Origin of the sequence: Corallococcus sp. EGB (assembly GCF_019968905.1) — a bacterium.
Lineage (GTDB): Bacteria > Myxococcota > Myxococcia > Myxococcales > Myxococcaceae > Corallococcus.
Genome location: NZ_CP079946.1, coordinates 4,302,633 through 4,318,738, shown reverse-complemented (window position 1 = coordinate 4,318,738; position 16,106 = coordinate 4,302,633). Strand labels below are relative to the sequence as shown.

The 16,106-nt window shown below is 70.4% G+C and carries 13 protein-coding genes; 5 read left to right on the top strand and 8 right to left on the bottom strand.

Translation table 11 applies throughout. The features are described from left to right. Window positions 1-8: 8 nt before the first annotated feature. Window positions 9-2,369: an FdhF/YdeP family oxidoreductase gene (locus KYK13_RS18225; RefSeq protein ID WP_223645950.1), complete on the bottom strand. Its 2,361-nt coding sequence runs from the start codon at window positions 2,367-2,369 to the stop codon at window positions 9-11. Window positions 2,370-2,541: 172 nt separating this feature from the next. On the opposite strand from KYK13_RS18225, the gene KYK13_RS18220 reads away from it, so the two are divergent. The 5 genes from KYK13_RS18220 to KYK13_RS18200 all read left to right on the top strand — a co-directional run bounded on the left by KYK13_RS18220 (window position 2,542) and on the right by KYK13_RS18200 (window position 7,721). Beyond that, window positions 2,542-2,979, top strand: coding sequence for a hypothetical protein (locus KYK13_RS18220; protein WP_223645948.1), 438 nt, complete (start codon window positions 2,542-2,544; stop codon window positions 2,977-2,979). Between the two features lie 131 nt (window positions 2,980-3,110). After that, window positions 3,111-4,766: a urocanate hydratase gene (hutU, locus tag KYK13_RS18215; RefSeq protein ID WP_223645947.1), complete on the top strand. Its 1,656-nt coding sequence runs from the start codon at window positions 3,111-3,113 to the stop codon at window positions 4,764-4,766. A 10-nt stretch (window positions 4,767-4,776) separates the two neighbouring features. Then, a complete protein-coding gene (locus tag KYK13_RS18210) occupies window positions 4,777-5,496 on the top strand; it encodes a hypothetical protein (protein ID WP_223645946.1) in 720 nt (239 codons plus the stop codon). A gap of 2 nt (window positions 5,497-5,498) precedes the next feature. Then, a complete protein-coding gene (gene hutI / locus KYK13_RS18205) occupies window positions 5,499-6,764 on the top strand; it encodes an imidazolonepropionase (RefSeq protein WP_223645945.1) in 1,266 nt (421 codons plus the stop codon). Between the two features lie 87 nt (window positions 6,765-6,851). Then, window positions 6,852-7,721 carry a class II glutamine amidotransferase gene (locus KYK13_RS18200; RefSeq protein WP_223645944.1) on the top strand — a complete coding sequence of 290 codons (870 nt, stop codon included), beginning with the start codon at window positions 6,852-6,854 and terminating at the stop codon, window positions 7,719-7,721. Between the two features lie 4 nt (window positions 7,722-7,725). On the opposite strand, the gene tsaE is transcribed toward KYK13_RS18200, so the two are convergent. The 7 genes from tsaE to ftsH all read right to left on the bottom strand — a co-directional run bounded on the left by tsaE (window position 7,726) and on the right by ftsH (window position 15,974). Continuing rightward, entirely contained in the window at window positions 7,726-8,223 is a 498-nt protein-coding gene (gene tsaE / locus KYK13_RS18195; protein WP_370645383.1) for a tRNA (adenosine(37)-N6)-threonylcarbamoyltransferase complex ATPase subunit type 1 TsaE, read from the bottom strand. Further along, the gene (locus tag KYK13_RS18190) at window positions 8,211-9,743 is read right to left on the bottom strand and encodes an NAD(P)H-hydrate dehydratase (RefSeq protein WP_223645942.1); all 1,533 of its coding nucleotides are present in this window, start codon (window positions 9,741-9,743) and stop codon (window positions 8,211-8,213) included. The genes tsaE and KYK13_RS18190 overlap by 13 nt, the downstream gene beginning before the upstream one ends. Before the next feature lie 14 nt (window positions 9,744-9,757). Beyond that, window positions 9,758-10,132, bottom strand: coding sequence for a holo-ACP synthase (locus KYK13_RS18185; protein WP_139915148.1), 375 nt, complete (start codon window positions 10,130-10,132; stop codon window positions 9,758-9,760). A 15-nt stretch (window positions 10,133-10,147) separates the two neighbouring features. Beyond that, a complete protein-coding gene (locus tag KYK13_RS18180) occupies window positions 10,148-10,873 on the bottom strand; it encodes a pyridoxine 5'-phosphate synthase (RefSeq protein WP_223645941.1) in 726 nt (241 codons plus the stop codon). A gap of 101 nt (window positions 10,874-10,974) precedes the next feature. Next, window positions 10,975-12,369: a phosphoglucosamine mutase gene (gene glmM / locus KYK13_RS18175; protein WP_223645940.1), complete on the bottom strand. Its 1,395-nt coding sequence runs from the start codon at window positions 12,367-12,369 to the stop codon at window positions 10,975-10,977. Window positions 12,370-12,534: 165 nt separating this feature from the next. Next, complete coding sequence (gene folP / locus KYK13_RS18170; protein ID WP_223645939.1) at window positions 12,535-13,758, bottom strand: dihydropteroate synthase; 1,224 nt, start codon at window positions 13,756-13,758, stop codon at window positions 12,535-12,537. A 299-nt stretch (window positions 13,759-14,057) separates the two neighbouring features. Then, complete coding sequence (ftsH, locus tag KYK13_RS18165; protein WP_223645937.1) at window positions 14,058-15,974, bottom strand: ATP-dependent zinc metalloprotease FtsH; 1,917 nt, start codon at window positions 15,972-15,974, stop codon at window positions 14,058-14,060. Window positions 15,975-16,106: the final 132 nt, after the last annotated feature.

Here is a 16,106-nt window from a genome sequence, read left to right as displayed (position 1 = left end):
CACGAGGCTCACCCGGCCCTCGGGGCGCTGGCGGGCACCAGGGCGGTGGCCTCGGGACTGGGGGCCACGGTGATGATCACGGACTTCGACGTGGGCGTGCGGCTCTTGTCCGCGAAGCTGTCCACCGGCACCAGCACGTTCGCTTCCGGGAAGTAGGTGGCCGCGCACTGGCGCGGGATGTTGTACGGCACCACCAGGAACTCGCGCGCCACCCGCGTCTCACCCTGGAAGTGGCTGGTGATGTCCACCTTCTGCCCCGCCGTCAGCCCGCGCGCCTGGATGTCCTCCGGGTGCAGGAACACCACGCGCCGCCCCTGGCGGATGCCCCGGTAGCGGTCGTCCAGCCCGTACACGGTGGTGTTGTACTGATCATGCGAGCGCAGCGTCATCATCATCAACTGCCCGGGCTCCAGCCGGTGGCGCGGCATCTCGTGCACCGTGAAGTGCGCCTTGCCGTCCTTCGTCGTGAAGCGGCCCTCGCGCGGGCCGTTGGGCAGCGCGAACCCGCCGGGCTGGTGCACGCGGCGGTTGAAGTCCTCGAAGCCCGGGATGCAGCGTTGGATCAGCTCGCGCACCCGGTCGTAGTCCTCCACCAGCGTCAGCCACGGCACCTTCGAGCGCGCCCCCAACACCGCCTGCGCCAGCCGGGCCACGATGACGGGCTCGCTGAGCAGGTGCTCGGACGCGGGGGCCACGGCGCCGCGCGACGCGTGCACCATCCCCATCGAGTCCTCCACCGTGACGAACTGCCGCCCCGCGGCCTGCACGTCGTGCTCCGTGCGCCCCAGGCACGGGAGGATCAGCGCGCGCCGTCCATGCACCAGGTGCGCGCGGTTGAGCTTCGTGGACACGTGGACCGTGAGCCGCGCACGGCGGAGCGCCCGCGCGGTGAGCTCCGTGTCCGGCGTCGCCGACAGGAAGTTGCCGCCCATGGCGAAGAGCACCTTCACGCGCCCGTCGTGCATCGCCTGGATCGTGCCCACCGTGTCCAGGCCGGTGTGGCGCGGCGGCGCGAAGCCGAACTCCCGCGCCAGCGCGTCCATGAACTCCGGCCTCGCGTGCTCCCAGACGCCCATGGTGCGGTCGCCCTGCACGTTGCTGTGACCGCGCACCGGGCACACGCCCGCGCCCCGCTTGCCGATGCTTCCGCGCAGGAGCGTGAGGTTCACGATCTCCTGGATGTTGCCCACCGCGTTCTTGTGCTGCGTGAGCCCCATGGCCCAGCAGAAGATGGTGCGCTCGGAGCGCGCGAGGATGTCCGCCGCCGCTTCAAGCTGATCGCGCGGCACCCCGCTCTGCTCCACCACGTCGTCCCACGACACCGTGGCCAGGTGCGCCGCGTACGCGTCGAAGCCCGTCGTCTTGCCCTCGACGAAGGCCCGGTCCACCACCGTGCCGGGCGCCCTCGCCTCGCGGTCCAGCAGCGCCTTGCCCAGCCCCTGCAGGAGCGCCACGTCGCCGTTGATGCGCACCTGGAGGAACAGCTTGTTGAGCGCCGTGCCCGGGCCGAACAGGTGCAGCACCTCCTGCGGGTGCTTGAAGCGGTTGAGCCCCGTCTCCGGCAGCGGGTTGACGCTGACGATCTCACACCCCCTGCGAGCGGCGGCCTGGAGCGCCGTCAGCATGCGCGGGTGGTTGGTGCCCGGGTTCTGCCCGATGACGAAGATGGCCTGCGCGTGGTCGAAGTCCTCCAGCGTCACCGTGCCCTTGCCGATGCCGATTGTCTCCGACAGGCCCGTGCCGCTGGACTCGTGGCACATGTTCGAGCAGTCCGGCAGGTTGTTGGTGCCGAACTGCCGCACGAACAGCTGGTAGAGGAACGCGGCCTCGTTGCTCGTGCGGCCGGACGTGTAGAAGGCCGCCTCGTCCGGAGAGCCCAGCGCGTTCAGCTCCTCCGCCACCAGCGCGAAGGCGTCATCCCAGGAGAGGGGCGCGTAGTGCGTCGCGCCCTCGCGCAGCACCATGGGGTGCGTGAGCCGCCCCGCCTTGCCCAGCCACAGGTCGGACTGCTCCGCGAGCCGCGCCACGCTCCACTCACGGAAGAACTCCGGCGTCACGCGCTCGCGCGTGCCCTCCTCCGCCACCGCCTTCGCGCCGTTCTCGCAGTACTCCTGCACGGAGCGGTGCGCCGGGTCCGGCCACGCACACCCCGGACAGTCGAAGCCGTCGTCCTGGTTGATCTTCCAGATGAGCTTGCCGCCGCGAAACGGGCCCGCCTCCCCCAGCACGTGCTTGAGCGCGCTCAGCACCGCGGGCACGCCGCCCGCCACCGTCTTCACCGGCCCCACGTCCGGAGCCCGGGGCTCCAACGGAGGCTGCGCCGCCGGCACCGCCAACGCGTTCCCCGTCCCGTCCTGTCCCTGATCCATGTCCCACCTCTGCGCGGCGCGACTCTAGCGCGCCCGCGTCCTCCCGGCAGGCGGTGGGTGCCGAGCAACACCAGGAAAGCCACGATTTCAAGCCTCTCTTGAATCATGCACCATGGATTTCACGCGGAGTCCCCCGAACGCTCCGCGTCCACCCACAGCAGGAGGCCCCCCCATGAAGACCATCCGTTCCGCCGTCGTCGCCGCGCTGTTGCTGTCAGTCCCCGCCCTGGCCGCCCCTGCGGTCCACAGCATCTGGTCCAACCGCGGCCTCTTCGTCTCCGACAACACCGGCACCTACCCGGTGACGAGCGCCAACGCCGTCGTCGCCTGGAACCAGAGCACCAACACCGCGTTCGTGAACTTCCACGGGTTCGCGGGCGGCAACGAGTACGACTTCGAGCTGGTGGGTTCGCCCGCCATCGCGACCAGCGTGGACGACATCAGCGGCATCTGGAACATCCGCCGCAACGGCGCCTTCATCTGCACCGGCTGCTCGGGCACCGCGTACGGCCTGAACCAGCCCGCGGGCGCCAGCAACTACTTCAAGTTCTACGACTCCACCAACGTGTTCCACTTCAGCGCCTTCCTCGACGCGCGCAAGGACTACTGACGCACGGCGTCCAAGCGGCTCCTGGAGAACACCCGGGGCTGCACGCCAGGCCCCCGCGGCCCCGGGGGTTCGGTTAGGGTGCCCGTCACCAAGCGCCGCTTCCTGGCGCCCTCTTTCCAGGAGTCTTCCGCATGTCCCGCATCATCCGCGCCTCTCGCGGCACCACCCTCTCCTGCAAGGGCTGGGTGCAGGAGGCCGCGCTCCGGATGCTGATGAACAACCTCGACCCGGAGGTGGCCGAGCAGCCCGGTGACCTGGTCGTCTACGGCGGCACCGGCAAGGCCGCCCGGGACTGGCCGTCGTTCGACCGCATCGTCTCAAGCCTCCAGAGCCTCACCGACGAGGAGACGCTGCTCGTCCAGTCCGGCAAGCCCGTGGGCATCCTGCGCACGCACCCGGACGCGCCGCGCGTGCTCATCGCCAACTCCAACCTCGTGGGCCACTGGGCCAACTGGGAGCACTTCCACGAACTGGAGAAGAAGGGCCTGATGATGTACGGCCAGATGACGGCCGGCTCGTGGATCTACATCGGCACGCAGGGCATCCTGCAGGGCACCTACGAGACCTTCGCCGCCGCGGGCCGCCACCACTTCGGCAGCGACGACCTGTCCGGCCGGCTCATCCTCTCCGGCGGCCTGGGCGGCATGGGCGGCGCGCAGCCCCTGGCCGCGACCATGAACAACGCCGTGTTCCTGGGCGTGGAGATTGATCCGCACCGCGCCCAGCGCCGCGTGGAGACCCGCTACCTGGACGTGGTGGCCAAGGACCTCGATGAGGCGCTGGCGCTCGCGAAGGACGCGCAACAGAAGCGCGTGGGCCGCTCCATCGCCATCATCGGCAACGCGGCGTCGGTGTTCCGGGAGCTGTACAAGCGCGGCATCAAGCCGGACCTCGTGACGGACCAGACGAGCGCGCATGATCCGCTCAACGGCTACATCCCCACGGACCTGTCGCTGGAGGCCGCCGCGGAGCTGCGCAAGCGCGACCCGGAGGGCTACGTGAAGCGCGCCCGCGAGTCGATGATCATGCACGTGCAGGCCATGAATGACTTCCAGGCCGCCGGCAGCCACGTCTTCGACTACGGCAACAACCTGCGCGGCCAGGCGAAGGTGGGCGGCATGCAGAACGCCTTCGAGTTCCCCGGCTTCGTGCCCGCGTACATCCGCCCGCTGTTCTGCGAGGGCCTGGGGCCCTTCCGCTGGGTGGCGCTGTCCGGAGACCCGGAGGACATCCGCCGCACGGACCGCGCGGTGCGCGAGCTGTTCCCCCAGAAGGCGTCGCTCAACCGCTGGCTGGACATGGCCCAGGAGCGCGTGGCGTTCCAGGGCCTGCCCGCGCGCATCTGCTGGCTGGGCTACGGCGAGCGCGCCAAGGCGGGCCTCGCCTTCAACGAGCTGGTCCGCAAGGGCGAGGTGAAGGCGCCCATCGTGATTGGCCGCGACCACCTGGACTGCGGCAGCGTCGCGTCTCCCAACCGTGAGACGGAGGCCATGAAGGACGGCTCGGACGCGGTGGCGGACTGGCCCATCCTCAACGCGCTGGTGAACGCGGTGAACGGCGCGTCGTGGGTGTCGTTCCACCACGGCGGCGGCGTGGGCATGGGCTACTCGCTGCACGCGGGCCAGGTCATCGTCGCGGACGGCACGCCGGAGGCCGCGCGCCGCATCGAGCGCGTGCTCACGTCCGACCCCGGCATGGGCGTGCTGCGCCACGCGGACGCGGGCTACCCGGAGGCCATCGACGTGGCGAAGGAGCGGGGCGTGCGCATCCCCGGCCTCACCGCCTAGAGTGCGCCGGATGCCACGACGCGTCCGACCCTTCGTGATGACCGCGGTGATGGGGGTGCTCGCGGGCTGCACGCCCACCACCGCCGGGCCCATGGTGATGCGCCTGGGCCCGGGCCTGCCCCAGGAGAACTTCTTCCAGCTGGGCGTGCGCACCGGCCCCCGCCTCAACGCCCCGCAGCTGTCGGCGCGCGGCGAGAACGGCACCTTCCAGGGCGACGCGAAGCCCTTCAACAACGAGCAGTGGGGCATCGACCTCGACGGCTCGGTGACGGTGCCCGTGAGCGACCGGCTGTCGTGGCACCTCGGCCTGCAGGGCGAACTCGTCGGCCTGCCGGCGCCCGGCTACGGCGTCTACTCGGGCGTTTCGTACTACATCGGGTCGGGGCGGCTGGGACTGGCCCCGGCCCTCTCCCTGCGCGGCGCGTCCGACTTCGGCCTGGGCGACAGGGACAGCACGAGCAGCCTGTTCGGCGCGGAGGCCACCTGCGCCTTCACCGTGCAGCCGGAGCCCGGCATGTCGCTGGGCCTGGTGCCGTTCATCAGCGTGCAGCAGTCGCTGGTGAACCCCGGCTCGCAGGTGACGACCTACTTCTACGGCGCCGTGGTGGCGGCGCAGATCAAGTTCGGCGAGAGCCGCACGAAGCTGGAGCTGTCCGGCGGCTTCGGCCGGGCGCACTCGGGTGCCACGAGCTGGAACGCGCCCGTGATGGGCGCACGCGGAGGACGCTGAAGATGGAAGCCCTGGACCTGTGGGTGCGCAACACCTCCGAGGTGCTCACCGTGGAGGGCACCCACCGGGAGCCCGCGGAAGAGGCCCTCACCCCGCGCCCGGGCGCCGGCATTGGCGTGAAGGACGGCCGCGTGGCCTACGTGGGCCCGGAGTCCGGCCTGCCCGAAGGCGCGCTCACGGACGCGACGGAGATTCTCGACGCCGAGGGCGGCTTCGTGGGCCCGGGCTTCGTGGATCCGCACACGCACCTCGTCTTCGCGGGCGAGCGCTCCCGTGAGTTCGATCTGCGCAACCAGGGCGCCACGTATCTCGAGATCGCCAGGGCCGGCGGCGGCATCGTCAACACGGTGAGCGCCACGCGCGCCGCGAGCGAGGAGGAGCTGGCACGGCTCGCCCTGCCCCGCCTGGAGCGGCTGCTCGCGCAGGGCGTGACGACCGCCGAGGTGAAGAGCGGCTACGGCCTGTCGCTGGCGGACGAGCTCAAGATGCTGCGCACGGTGCGCCGGCTGGGCGGGATGTCGCCGCTGGAGCTCGTGCCCACGCTGCTGTGCGCGCACGCGGTGCCCGCCGAATACAAGGACCGCCGCGCCGAGTACCTGGACCTCTGCATCAACGAGATCCTCCCCGCCGTCGCGCGCGAGGGCCTGGCGCGCTTCTGCGACGTCTTCACGGAGGACAGCGCCTTCACCGTGGACGAGTCACGCCGGCTGCTCACCGCCGCGAAGGCGCTGGGACTCACGCCGCGGCTCCACGCGGATCAGCTCACCGCGTGCGGTGCGTCCGCCCTGGCCGCGGAGGTGGGCGCCGCCAGCGCGGACCACCTGGAGCAGGTGACGGACGAGGGCATCCGCGCGCTCGCCGCCGCGAACGTCACCGCCGTGCTCGTGCCCACCTCCACCCTCTTCCTGCGCATGCGCCCCTACGCGCCCGGCCGGAAGCTGCGCGATGCGGGCGTCAATATTGCTTTGGGTTCAAACGTGAATCCGGGCTCCTCCATGACGGAGAACCTGGCGTTGGTGCTGGGGCTCGCCTGCCTGGAGAACGGCCTGTCGGCCGCGGAGGCCTACTGGGCCGCCACGCGAGGCGCCGCGCAATGCTTGGGGTTGCAACGGCAGGGACGTCTGGCCGTGGGTGACGCAGGCGACCTGGTGCTGTTCGCCTGTAGCAGCTACCGGCACCTGCCTTATCATCTGGGTGTCAGTCACGCGCGAGTGGTGGTGAAGGGTGGACGTGTGGTGTTTCGCGCGCGAATGAATCACTGCCCCTGAGTGGGTGCCGCTGAACAGCTGGCATCAGACAAGGGGGCAAGAGGAACTTCCGTCGTGGGCCGGCCGTTGTAGAGATCAGCTGCCACCATGTGCCGATTATTTGGTTTCAGGAGTGCTGTTCCCGCTGCTGTCCACACCGCCCTGGTCACGGAGAGGAATTCCCTCCTCATCCAGTCGCGTGAGCACAAGGACGGCTGGGGTATCGCTTCATACGGAGTGGATGCCTCGCCGCTCGTCGCACATGGCGTGGGTCCCGCGCACAGCGACCCCGACTTCGAGCGTGTATCGAGCCAGGTCTCCGCGCGGACCGTCGTGGCGCACATCCGCCTGGCGAGCGTGGGGGCGGTGGAGCTGCGCAACTCCCACCCGTTCCACTACGGCCGCTGGTCCTTCGTGCACAACGGCACGCTGCGCGAGTTCGCGAAGCACAAGGCCGCCGTGGAAGCGCTCATCCACCCGGAGCTGCGCGTCAACATCAAGGGCACCACGGACAGCGAGCGCTGCTTCTATTTGTTCCTGTCGCGGCTGTCGGCGCGCGGGCCACTCGACGGCACGGTGAGCGTGGAGGCGCTGGCGCAGGCGCTCTCGGAGACGATGACGCTGGTGTCCACGCTGACGGACGTGCCGGGAAGCCGCGAGCCGAAGGACCGCTCCGCGATGAACTTCCTCGTCACGGACGGCGAGGCGATGGTGGCCACGCGCCGCAACCGCACGCTCTTCATCTCCTCCGGCATCAGCGGCTGCCCGGAAGCGCTGCGCGGACAGAGCACGCGCGTGCCGCTGCAGCAGTTCCTCGTCGCCAGCGAGTCGCTGTGCGGCGGGCCGCACTGGGTGCCCGTGGATGAAGAGGACGTGGTGGGCGTGGACTCGCGGCTCGTGTTCCACCGCTGGAAGGTGCAGACGCTGGCGGACGGCGTGCTGAACCCGCGGCAGGCAGCGCATCACGCCGCGGGCTGAGGGCTCAGCCCAGCCACGCGTCGAGCAAGGCAGCGGGACGCGCGCCGAAGGCCTCCACGTCGAGGCTCCGCGCGTCCTCACCCTCATGGCGGAGCGTGACGCGCAGGAAGTCGCGTGGCGCGGCCTGGGGGATGCGGTCCAGCCACTCCACCAGCATCGCGTGGTCGCCGCCCACCAGGTCCAGGAGCCCGGTGGCGTACAGCTCGTCGTAGTCCGTCAGGCGGTACAGGTCCGCGTGGTACAGCGGGATGCGGCCCGCATATGGGTACACGATGGCGAACGTGGGGCTGGCCACCTCGGACTGCGCGACGCCCGCCCCTTCCGCCACGCCGCGAACCAGGTGCGTCTTGCCCGCGCCCAGGTCGCCAATCAGCCCCACGAAGTCCCCCGGCTGGAGCAGCTGCCCCAGCTTCACGCCCAGCCGGTGCGTCTCCTCCGGAGACGGAGACACGAGCCGCCGCGAGCGCGTGGGCTGCTGCTCCGCGCCGCTCACCGCTCCCACCGCGTCCAGACGTGGCCCAGGCCCGGCAGCAGGTCCGTGGCGATGAGCCCCATCAGCCCGCGCTGCCGGGCCATCAGGTCGCCCGCGAGCCCGTGCGCGTAGACGGCCGTCCACGCGGCCTTGGGCAGCGGGATGCCCTGCGCGAGCAGCGCGCCGCACACGCCCGACAGCACGTCACCCGTGCCGCCGGTGGCCATGCCCGCGTTGCCCGTGGGGTTGATGAACACGCGCCCGCCCGCCTCCGCGATGAGCGTGCGCGAGCCCTTGAGCACCACCGTCACGTTGAGCGACGTGGCGAGGTTGAGCGCCACGCCCACGCGGTGCGCCTGCACGTCCTTCGTCGTCCGGCCCCACAGCCGCGCCATCTCTCCAGGGTGCGGCGTGAGCAGCACGGGCCCCCTGGCCTGCCGCAGCACCTTGAGGTCCTCCGCGACGGCGTTGAGCGCGTCCGCGTCCAGCACCGCGGGCACCTCCACCGCGGCCAGCAGGTCGCCAATCAGCGCGCCCGTCTCCGGCCCTCGGGGGATGCCCGGCCCCATCACCAGCGCGTCCTTGCCCTCCAGCGCGGACTTGAGGGCCTCCAGGTCGCCCTTCCCCAGCGGGCCCTCACCGGGCAGCGGAATGCCCATGATCTCCGGTGAGTGCGCCATCACCCACGTCAGCGCCTCCGGACGCGTTGCCACCGTGACGAGCCCCGCTCCGCTGCGCAGCGCGGCCAGGGCGACCATCGCCGCGGCGCCCGTCTTGCCCGGGCTGCCCGCCACCACCAGCACATGGCCGTAGGTGCCCTTGTGCGAATCCGCGCGGCGCTTGGGCAGGGCCTCGCGGGCATCCTTCTCCTCCACGCGGAACAGCTCCGCGCCGGACACCGCGCGCGAGGACTCGCCCCCCAGCCCGATATCCACCCGCCGCACGTCGCCGCACAGCGACGCGCCGGGCTCCAGCTCATGCGCGGGCTTCACGAAGCCGAAGGCCACCGTGACGTCCGCCTCCACGCACGGAGAGAAGGGCTCCGCCGTGTCGCTCTGGAGGCCGGACGGCACGTCCGCGGCCACCACCTTCGCCCCCGCGCGCCGCCACCGCGCCACGGTGCCAATGGCATCCGCGAACGCCCCCTCCGGCGCGCGCTTCAGGCCCGTGCCGAAGAGGGCATCCACCACCACGTCGCCCGGGCCCGCCTCCGGCAGCGCCTCGAAGGCGCGGGGCGACTCACCGAAGCCCTCCAGCGCCTGGAGGTTGCGCTTCGCCTCCGGGGTGAGCTTGCCGGTGTCCCCCACCAGCGCCACCACCACCCGAGCCCCGCCCTCCAACAGGAAGCGCGCGGCGACCAGGCCATCCCCGCCGTTGTTGCCGGGGCCGCAGAGCACCGTGAAGCGCCCGCCCGGGCCCGCGACGCTCCGGGCGGCCTCCGCGAGCGCGCGGCCCGCGTTCTCCATCAACAACCCGGACGGCATCCCGTGCTGGTCCTGGGCGGCCTTCTCGGCCTCTCGCATCTGGTTGGCGGTGAGCACGCGCTGCATGGGTTCCACCCTCCCTACTTCGTCTGGAGCACCACCGTGGCCGCGGCCACGCCGGCATCATGGGTGAGCGCGAGCATCGCGTCCCACCCCCGCGCTTCCATCACCTCACGGGCCACGCCGGAGAGCACGAAGCGCGGCGGACCGCCCTCGCGCACCACCTCCATGTCCCGCCACTTCACGCCCGGAGGCACGCCCATCGCCTTCACCAGCGCCTCCTTCGCCGCGAACCTCGCCGCGTACGCGCTGGCCGCGTCGTGGCGGGGGGCGCAGTACGCCCGCTCGCCGTCCGTGTACACGCGCTTCAGGAACGCCTCCGCGCGCGGACCTTCGAGGATGCGCTGGATGCGCTCGATGGAGCAGAGGTCCAACCCCAGTCCGACGATGGGCATACGGGCCTCGTCGCCTCATCCCGGGTCGCGCATCAGCTCGAGCATCTCGCGCACCGCGCGCTCGAAGCCCACCAGCACCGCGCGCGCCACGATGGAGTGACCGATGTTCAGCTCGTCGATCTCCTGGATGCGCGCGATGGCCTGCACGTTGTCGTAGTTGAGCCCGTGGCCCGCGGCCACGCCCATGCCCAGCTTGGCGCTCGCCTTGGCCGCGTCCACGATCCGCGCCAGCTCCCGCGCGCGCTCCTTCTCGTTGCGCGCCTCGCAGTAGCGGCCCGTGTGCAGCTCGATGCGGTCCGCGTTCACCTTGTGCGCCGCGCGCACCTGGTCCAGGTCCGGATCGATGAACAGCGAGACCGAAATCTCCCCGTCCTTGAGGTTCTTGATGATCTTCGCGATGGACTCGCGCTGGCCGGCGACCTCCAGGCCGCCCTCGGTGGTGAGCTCCTCGCGCCGCTCGGGGACGAGCGTCACCACGTCCGGCTTGTACTCGTAGGCGATCTTCACCATCTCCGCGGTGGCGGCCATCTCCAGGTTCAGGAGCGTCTGCACCGTCTCGCGGAGGATGCGCAGGTCCCGGTCCTGGATGTGGCGCCGGTCCTCGCGCAGGTGGATGGTGATCTGCCGGGCACCGGCCAGCTCCGCCATCGCCGCGGCCGTCACCGGATCCGGATACACGGTGCGCCGCGCCTGCCGCAGCGTCGCCACGTGATCCACGTTGACACCCAGTCGCTGTCCCATCGTCCCGCTCCTTGCGCTGGCGCGGTGCGGGATTGTCCAAAGGCCCGGGCCCGCGCCGGCCCCTCTATTCGTGGCCGGCGTCCGGAAGTCAACCGCTGTCGCTAGCCGTTGAGCGCCTTGGAGAGCGCCTCGACGATTTCGCGGGCGTACGCCTCGTTGCGCGCCGCGTCCTCGCCTTCAATCAGGACGCGGGCCTTGGGCTCCGTCCCGGAGAAGCGCACCAGCACCCGGCCGTTGCTGCCCAGCTTCTGCTCCACGCTCTTGATGGCCTTCATCACCGTGGGCAGCTCACCCAGCTCGCGCTTGTGCTTCACCACGACGTTGAGCAGCGTCTGCGGGACCGGCTGGAAGATGGAGGCCAGCTCCGACAGCGGCTTCTGCTGGCGGCACATCACGGCCAGCAGCTGCAGCGCCGCGAGCGTGCCGTCGCCCGTGGTGGTGTGGTTCAGGAAGATGAGGTGGCCGCTCTGCTCGCCGCCCAGGTTGTAGCCGTTGCGGCGCATCTCATCCACGACGTGCCGGTCGCCCACGCGCGTGCGGGCCACCTTCACGCCCCACTGCGACACCGCGCGCTCCAGGCCGATGTTGCTCATCACCGTAGCGACGAGCGTCTTCTTCTTCAGCTCCTTGCGCGCGACGAGTTCCCCCGTGCAGATGGCCATGATGGCATCGCCGTCCACGACGCTGCCCTTCTCGTCCACCACGATGAGGCGGTCCGCGTCGCCATCGAGCGCGATGCCCAGGTTGGCGCCGTGCTTCACCACCGCCTTGGCCAGGCCCTCCGGGTGGAGCGCGCCGCACTTGTGGTTGATGTTCTTGCCGTCCGGGGACACGCCCAGCGCGATGACCTTCGCGCCCAGCTCCTCCAGCACCGCGGGCGCCGTGCGGTACGCCGCGCCGTTGGCGCAGTCCACCACGATGGTCATCCCCTCCAGCGTCAGCTCGCGGGGGAAGGTGGCCTTCAGGTAGACGATGTAGCGGCCGCGCGCGTCGTCCAGGCGGATGGCCCTGCCAATCTTGGTCGCCGTGGGGCGGATGTTGTCGATCTCTCCGCTGGAGACCAGCTCTTCAATCTTCGCCTCGGTCTCGTCCGGCAGCTTGAAGCCGTCGCGCCAGAAGAACTTGATGCCGTTGTCCTGGTACGGGTTGTGGGACGCGGAGATGACGGCGCCCGCGTCCGCGCGCATGGACGTGGTGAGGTTGGAGATGCCCGGCGTGGGCAGCGGGCCCACCTGCTCCACGTCGACGCCCATGGAGATGAGGCCGGCGGCCAGGGCCTGCTCCAGCATGTAGCCGGAGAGGCGCGTGTCCTTGCCCACGATGACGCGGTGGCGGTGCGGACCGTTGCGGATGAGGTACGCCAGGGCGCGGCCCAGCTTCATCGCGACCTCGGCCGTCATCGGATAGACGTTGGCCACGCCACGGACGCCGTCCGTGCCGAACAGCCGCTCCGTCTTCTGCGCTTCCTTCGGGGGCATGTCCATCCTGTACGCCATGTGTGCCGCTCCACCTTTCCCATTGCCGGAAGGGCTCCGGCCACTCACGTCCGGGGGCTTATACCCCGTCCGGCACGTGGGCCCGAAGCTAGGGATGGGGTGCCCCCCAGGCAAGCACCCGGGCATCCGGAACCGCCCCGGATGCGACGCCAGGATTTGCCCCCGTCAGCCGCCGTACAGGTCTCCGCCCCCCCGGGCCCGGCGGATGGCGTCCACCACGGCCAGCGCGTCCCGCGCCTCGCCCACGTCGTGCACCCGGACCACGTCCGCGCCGCCCAGGATGGCCAGGGCCGACACGGAGCCCAGGGTGGCCGGCAGGCGCTCCTGGGGGCCCTTGCCGCCCGTCAGCTTCCCGAGGAACGACTTGCGGCTGGTGCCCACCAGCAGCGGCTGTCCCAGCCCGCGCAGCTCCTCCAGGCGGCGCAGGAGGAAGAGGTTGTGCTCCAGCGTCTTGCCGAACCCGATGCCTGGATCCAGCAGGATGCGCTCGCGCGGGATGCCGGCCTCGGTGGCCTGGAACATCCCCTCCTCCAGGTAGTCCATCACCTCGCCCACCACGTCGCCGTAGCGGGGGGCCTCCTGCATGGTCCTCGGCGTCCCCTGGGTGTGCATCAGACAACACGCGGCGCCCGCGGCGGCCACCACGCCGGGCAGCGCCAGGTCCGAGTGGAACCCGGTGACGTCGTTGATGAGGTGCGCGCCGGCCTTGAGCACCTCCCTGGCCACCGCCGCCTTCGTGGTGTCCACGGAGATGGGCACGGTGGAGCGGCGCTTGATGCCCTCCACGACCTTGAGGATGCGCGACAGCTCCTCGTCCGCGGACACCGGCAGCGAGCCCGGCCGGGTGGACTCCCCGCCCACGTCGACGATGTCCGCGCCCGCGTCCACCAGCTTCAGCGCGTGCGCCACGGCGCTGTCCGCGTCCGGGAGGCTTCCGCCGTCGGAGAAGCTGTCCGGCGTGACGTTCACCACGCCCATGAGGTACGTGCGCGTGCCCCACTCGAACCGGCGTCCGCTCAGGGCCAGCACCGGCAGGGCCTGCGGGGACAGCGCCTCCTCCAGCGCCCGCGCCAGGCCGTCCGTGCGCGGCGACTTGCGGGCGAGCGAAATCAGCCGGTCGAACTGCTGGCGGCTGCCGGACAGGAGCACCTCACCGGGATGATCCACGTGCCCACCCGCCGTCCAGGTGGGCAGCTTCTCCCGCTCGCGCGAGCCGTGCGGCGGCACCAGCTCCTCCTCGTACGAGGGGCGGCCCCCGGTGACGAGCACGTGCGCGTGGCCCAGCTCGCGCGTCAGGTGCTCGCGGGTGCGGGGGGACAGGTTCAGACGGCGCAGGATGAGCGACAGGTCGTCAGGACGGTCTCGCGAGATGAGGCGGGCACGCAGCACGTTCAGGTCCCCTGCGGAAAGGCATGGGGGCGGCGGCGAACCCCAGGTCGACGGCCCCATCCCCCTGGATAGCAGGACGCGCGGAACACGGAAAAGGGCCCGATGCGCCCTGGTGGCACCCGAAGGGTGAAGCGCCGAGGGATGCGGGGGAAGCCGGAGCCCCCGGAGTGGCGCACGGCCTTCACTCCACGCGTAAGCCGTCCGGCCTTCCAGTCAGGCGGCGCAAACACAAGCGAAAAGGCCCTCCCCGGTTCGCGGGAAGGGCCTTCGTCACTTCAGGGGGGAGACCTCGAGAGGCTCTACGCCTTCTTCGGCTCCATGTTGGGCAGGCCCTCGAGCGCGTCGAGGATCTTCCGCTTGTCCTTCTTCTCCGTCGGCTTCGGCGTGGAGCTGATGCGCGGCGCCGGGCGCTCGCGGGTGAGCTGGCCCCCCTGGAGGATGATGTTCACGTCCTCCGCGTCGAGCGTCTCGTACTCCACCAGGGCGTCGGACACGCGCTGGAGCACGTCCAGCTTGTCCGTGAGCAGCTGCTTGCCCAGGTTGTAGCAGCCCACCACGATGCTGCGGACCTCCGCGTCGATCTGCCGCGCGGTGTCCTCGGAGTAGTCCTTGGACGCGTTGAAGTCGCGGCCCAGGAAGACCTCACCGTCGCTCTTGCCGAACGCCAGCGGGCCCATCTTCTCGCTCATGCCCCAGCGGCACACCATGGCGCGCGCCGTCTCGGTCGCCCGCTCGATGTCGTTCGCCGCGCCGCTGCTCATCTCGTTGAACATGAGCTCTTCGGCGATGCGGCCACCCATGGCCATGGTGATCTGGTCGAGGATCTGCTTGCGGTAGCCGTTCACCTTGTCCTCGGTGGGCAGGCTCCAGGTGACGCCCAGGGCCTGACCGCGCGGGATGATGGTGACCTTGTGCAGGGGGTCGCAGCCGGGCAGCAGCTTGGCGAGGAGCGCGTGGCCGGCCTCGTGGACGGCCGTGTTCCGCTTCTCCTTGTCGGTCATGATCATGGACCGGCGCTCCGGCCCCATGAAGACCTTGTCCTTCGCCTGCTCGAAGTCCGCCAGGTCCACGCGCTCCTTGTTCTGACGCGCGGCCATCAGCGCCGACTCGTTGACCAGGTTCTCCAGGTCCGCGCCCGTCATGCCGGGCGTACCGCGGGCGATGACCTCCAGCTCCACCTCCGGGGCCAGTGGCACGCGGCGGGTGTGCACCTTCAGCACGCCCAGGCGGCCCTTGAGGTCCGGACGGGGGACGATGATGCGGCGGTCGAAGCGGCCCGGGCGCTGGAGCGCCGGGTCCAGCACGTCCGGACGGTTGGTGGCGGCGATGAGGATGACGCCGTCGTTGGACTCGAAGCCGTCCATCTCCACCAGCAGCTGGTTGAGCGTCTGCTCACGCTCGTCGTGACCGCCGCCCAGGCCCGCGCCACGGTGGCGGCCCACCGCGTCGATTTCGTCGATGAAGATGATGCAGGGGGCGTTCTTCTTGCCCTGCTCGAAGAGGTCGCGCACGCGGCTGGCGCCGACGCCCACGAACATCTCCACGAAGTCCGAGCCGGAGATGGAGAAGAACGGGACGCCTGCCTCACCGGCCACCGCGCGGGCAAGCAGCGTCTTGCCCGTGCCCGGGGGGCCCATCATCAGCACGCCCTTGGGGATGCGGCCACCCAGCTTGGTGAACTTCTTGGGGTCCTTGAGGAAGGCGACGATCTCCTCCAGTTCCTCCTTGCACTCGTCCACGCCGGCCACGTCCGCGAACGTGACCTTGTTGTGGCTCTCGCTGAGGAGCTTCGCCTTGGACTTCCCGAACGTCATCGCCTTGCCGCTGCCGCCCTGGAGCTGGCGCATGAAGAAGATGAAGAACAGGAACAGGAAGACGACGGGCATCCACTGCCCGAGGATGGTCAGCCAGAGGCTGTTCTGCTCCTCCCGCTCGTACTTCACGTCCACGCCCGAGGCGCGGAGCTGGTTGAGCACGGCCACGTCCGGCGCGGGACCCGTCGTCCGGAACTTGTCGTTCGAGTCACTGAACGTGCCGGAGTAGGTGTTGCCCTTGACGGAGACGGCCTTGACCTTCTTCTCCTCCACCTTGGTCAGAAGCTGGGTGAAGGTCGGCTCCTGCACCTGCTCGTTGCCTTGAGAGAAGAAATTGTAGAAGGCGACGAAGAGGACGATCAGGATGACCCAGAGCCCGATGGTCTTGTAGGTCGAACGCACGTTTCAGCTGCCCTTTCGGTACTCGGCGGGATGAGGGCCGTGCCAGGAAGAACCCTGGCGAAGTTCGTCATGTGCCCGGCGCCCGCCCGGATGCAGGCCAGCGACGGACCGTATCAGCAACAGCAAAAAGCC

Coding starts and splice junctions, on each gene's coding strand:
- KYK13_RS18225 (WP_223645950.1), bottom strand. CDS start 2,369: ATGGATCAGGGACAGGACGGGACGGGGAACGCGTTGGCGGTGCCGGCG.
- KYK13_RS18210 (WP_223645946.1), top strand. CDS start 4,777: ATGCCACGACGCGTCCGACCCTTCGTGATGACCGCGGTGATGGGGGTG.
- KYK13_RS18185 (WP_139915148.1), bottom strand. CDS start 10,132: ATGCCCATCGTCGGACTGGGGTTGGACCTCTGCTCCATCGAGCGCATC.
- KYK13_RS18180 (WP_223645941.1), bottom strand. CDS start 10,873: ATGGGACAGCGACTGGGTGTCAACGTGGATCACGTGGCGACGCTGCGG.
- hutI (WP_223645945.1), top strand. CDS start 5,499: ATGGAAGCCCTGGACCTGTGGGTGCGCAACACCTCCGAGGTGCTCACC.
- hutU (WP_223645947.1), top strand. CDS start 3,111: ATGTCCCGCATCATCCGCGCCTCTCGCGGCACCACCCTCTCCTGCAAG.
- KYK13_RS18200 (WP_223645944.1), top strand. CDS start 6,852: ATGTGCCGATTATTTGGTTTCAGGAGTGCTGTTCCCGCTGCTGTCCAC.
- KYK13_RS18190 (WP_223645942.1), bottom strand. CDS start 9,743: ATGCAGCGCGTGCTCACCGCCAACCAGATGCGAGAGGCCGAGAAGGCC.
- glmM (WP_223645940.1), bottom strand. CDS start 12,369: ATGGCGTACAGGATGGACATGCCCCCGAAGGAAGCGCAGAAGACGGAG.
- KYK13_RS18220 (WP_223645948.1), top strand. CDS start 2,542: ATGAAGACCATCCGTTCCGCCGTCGTCGCCGCGCTGTTGCTGTCAGTC.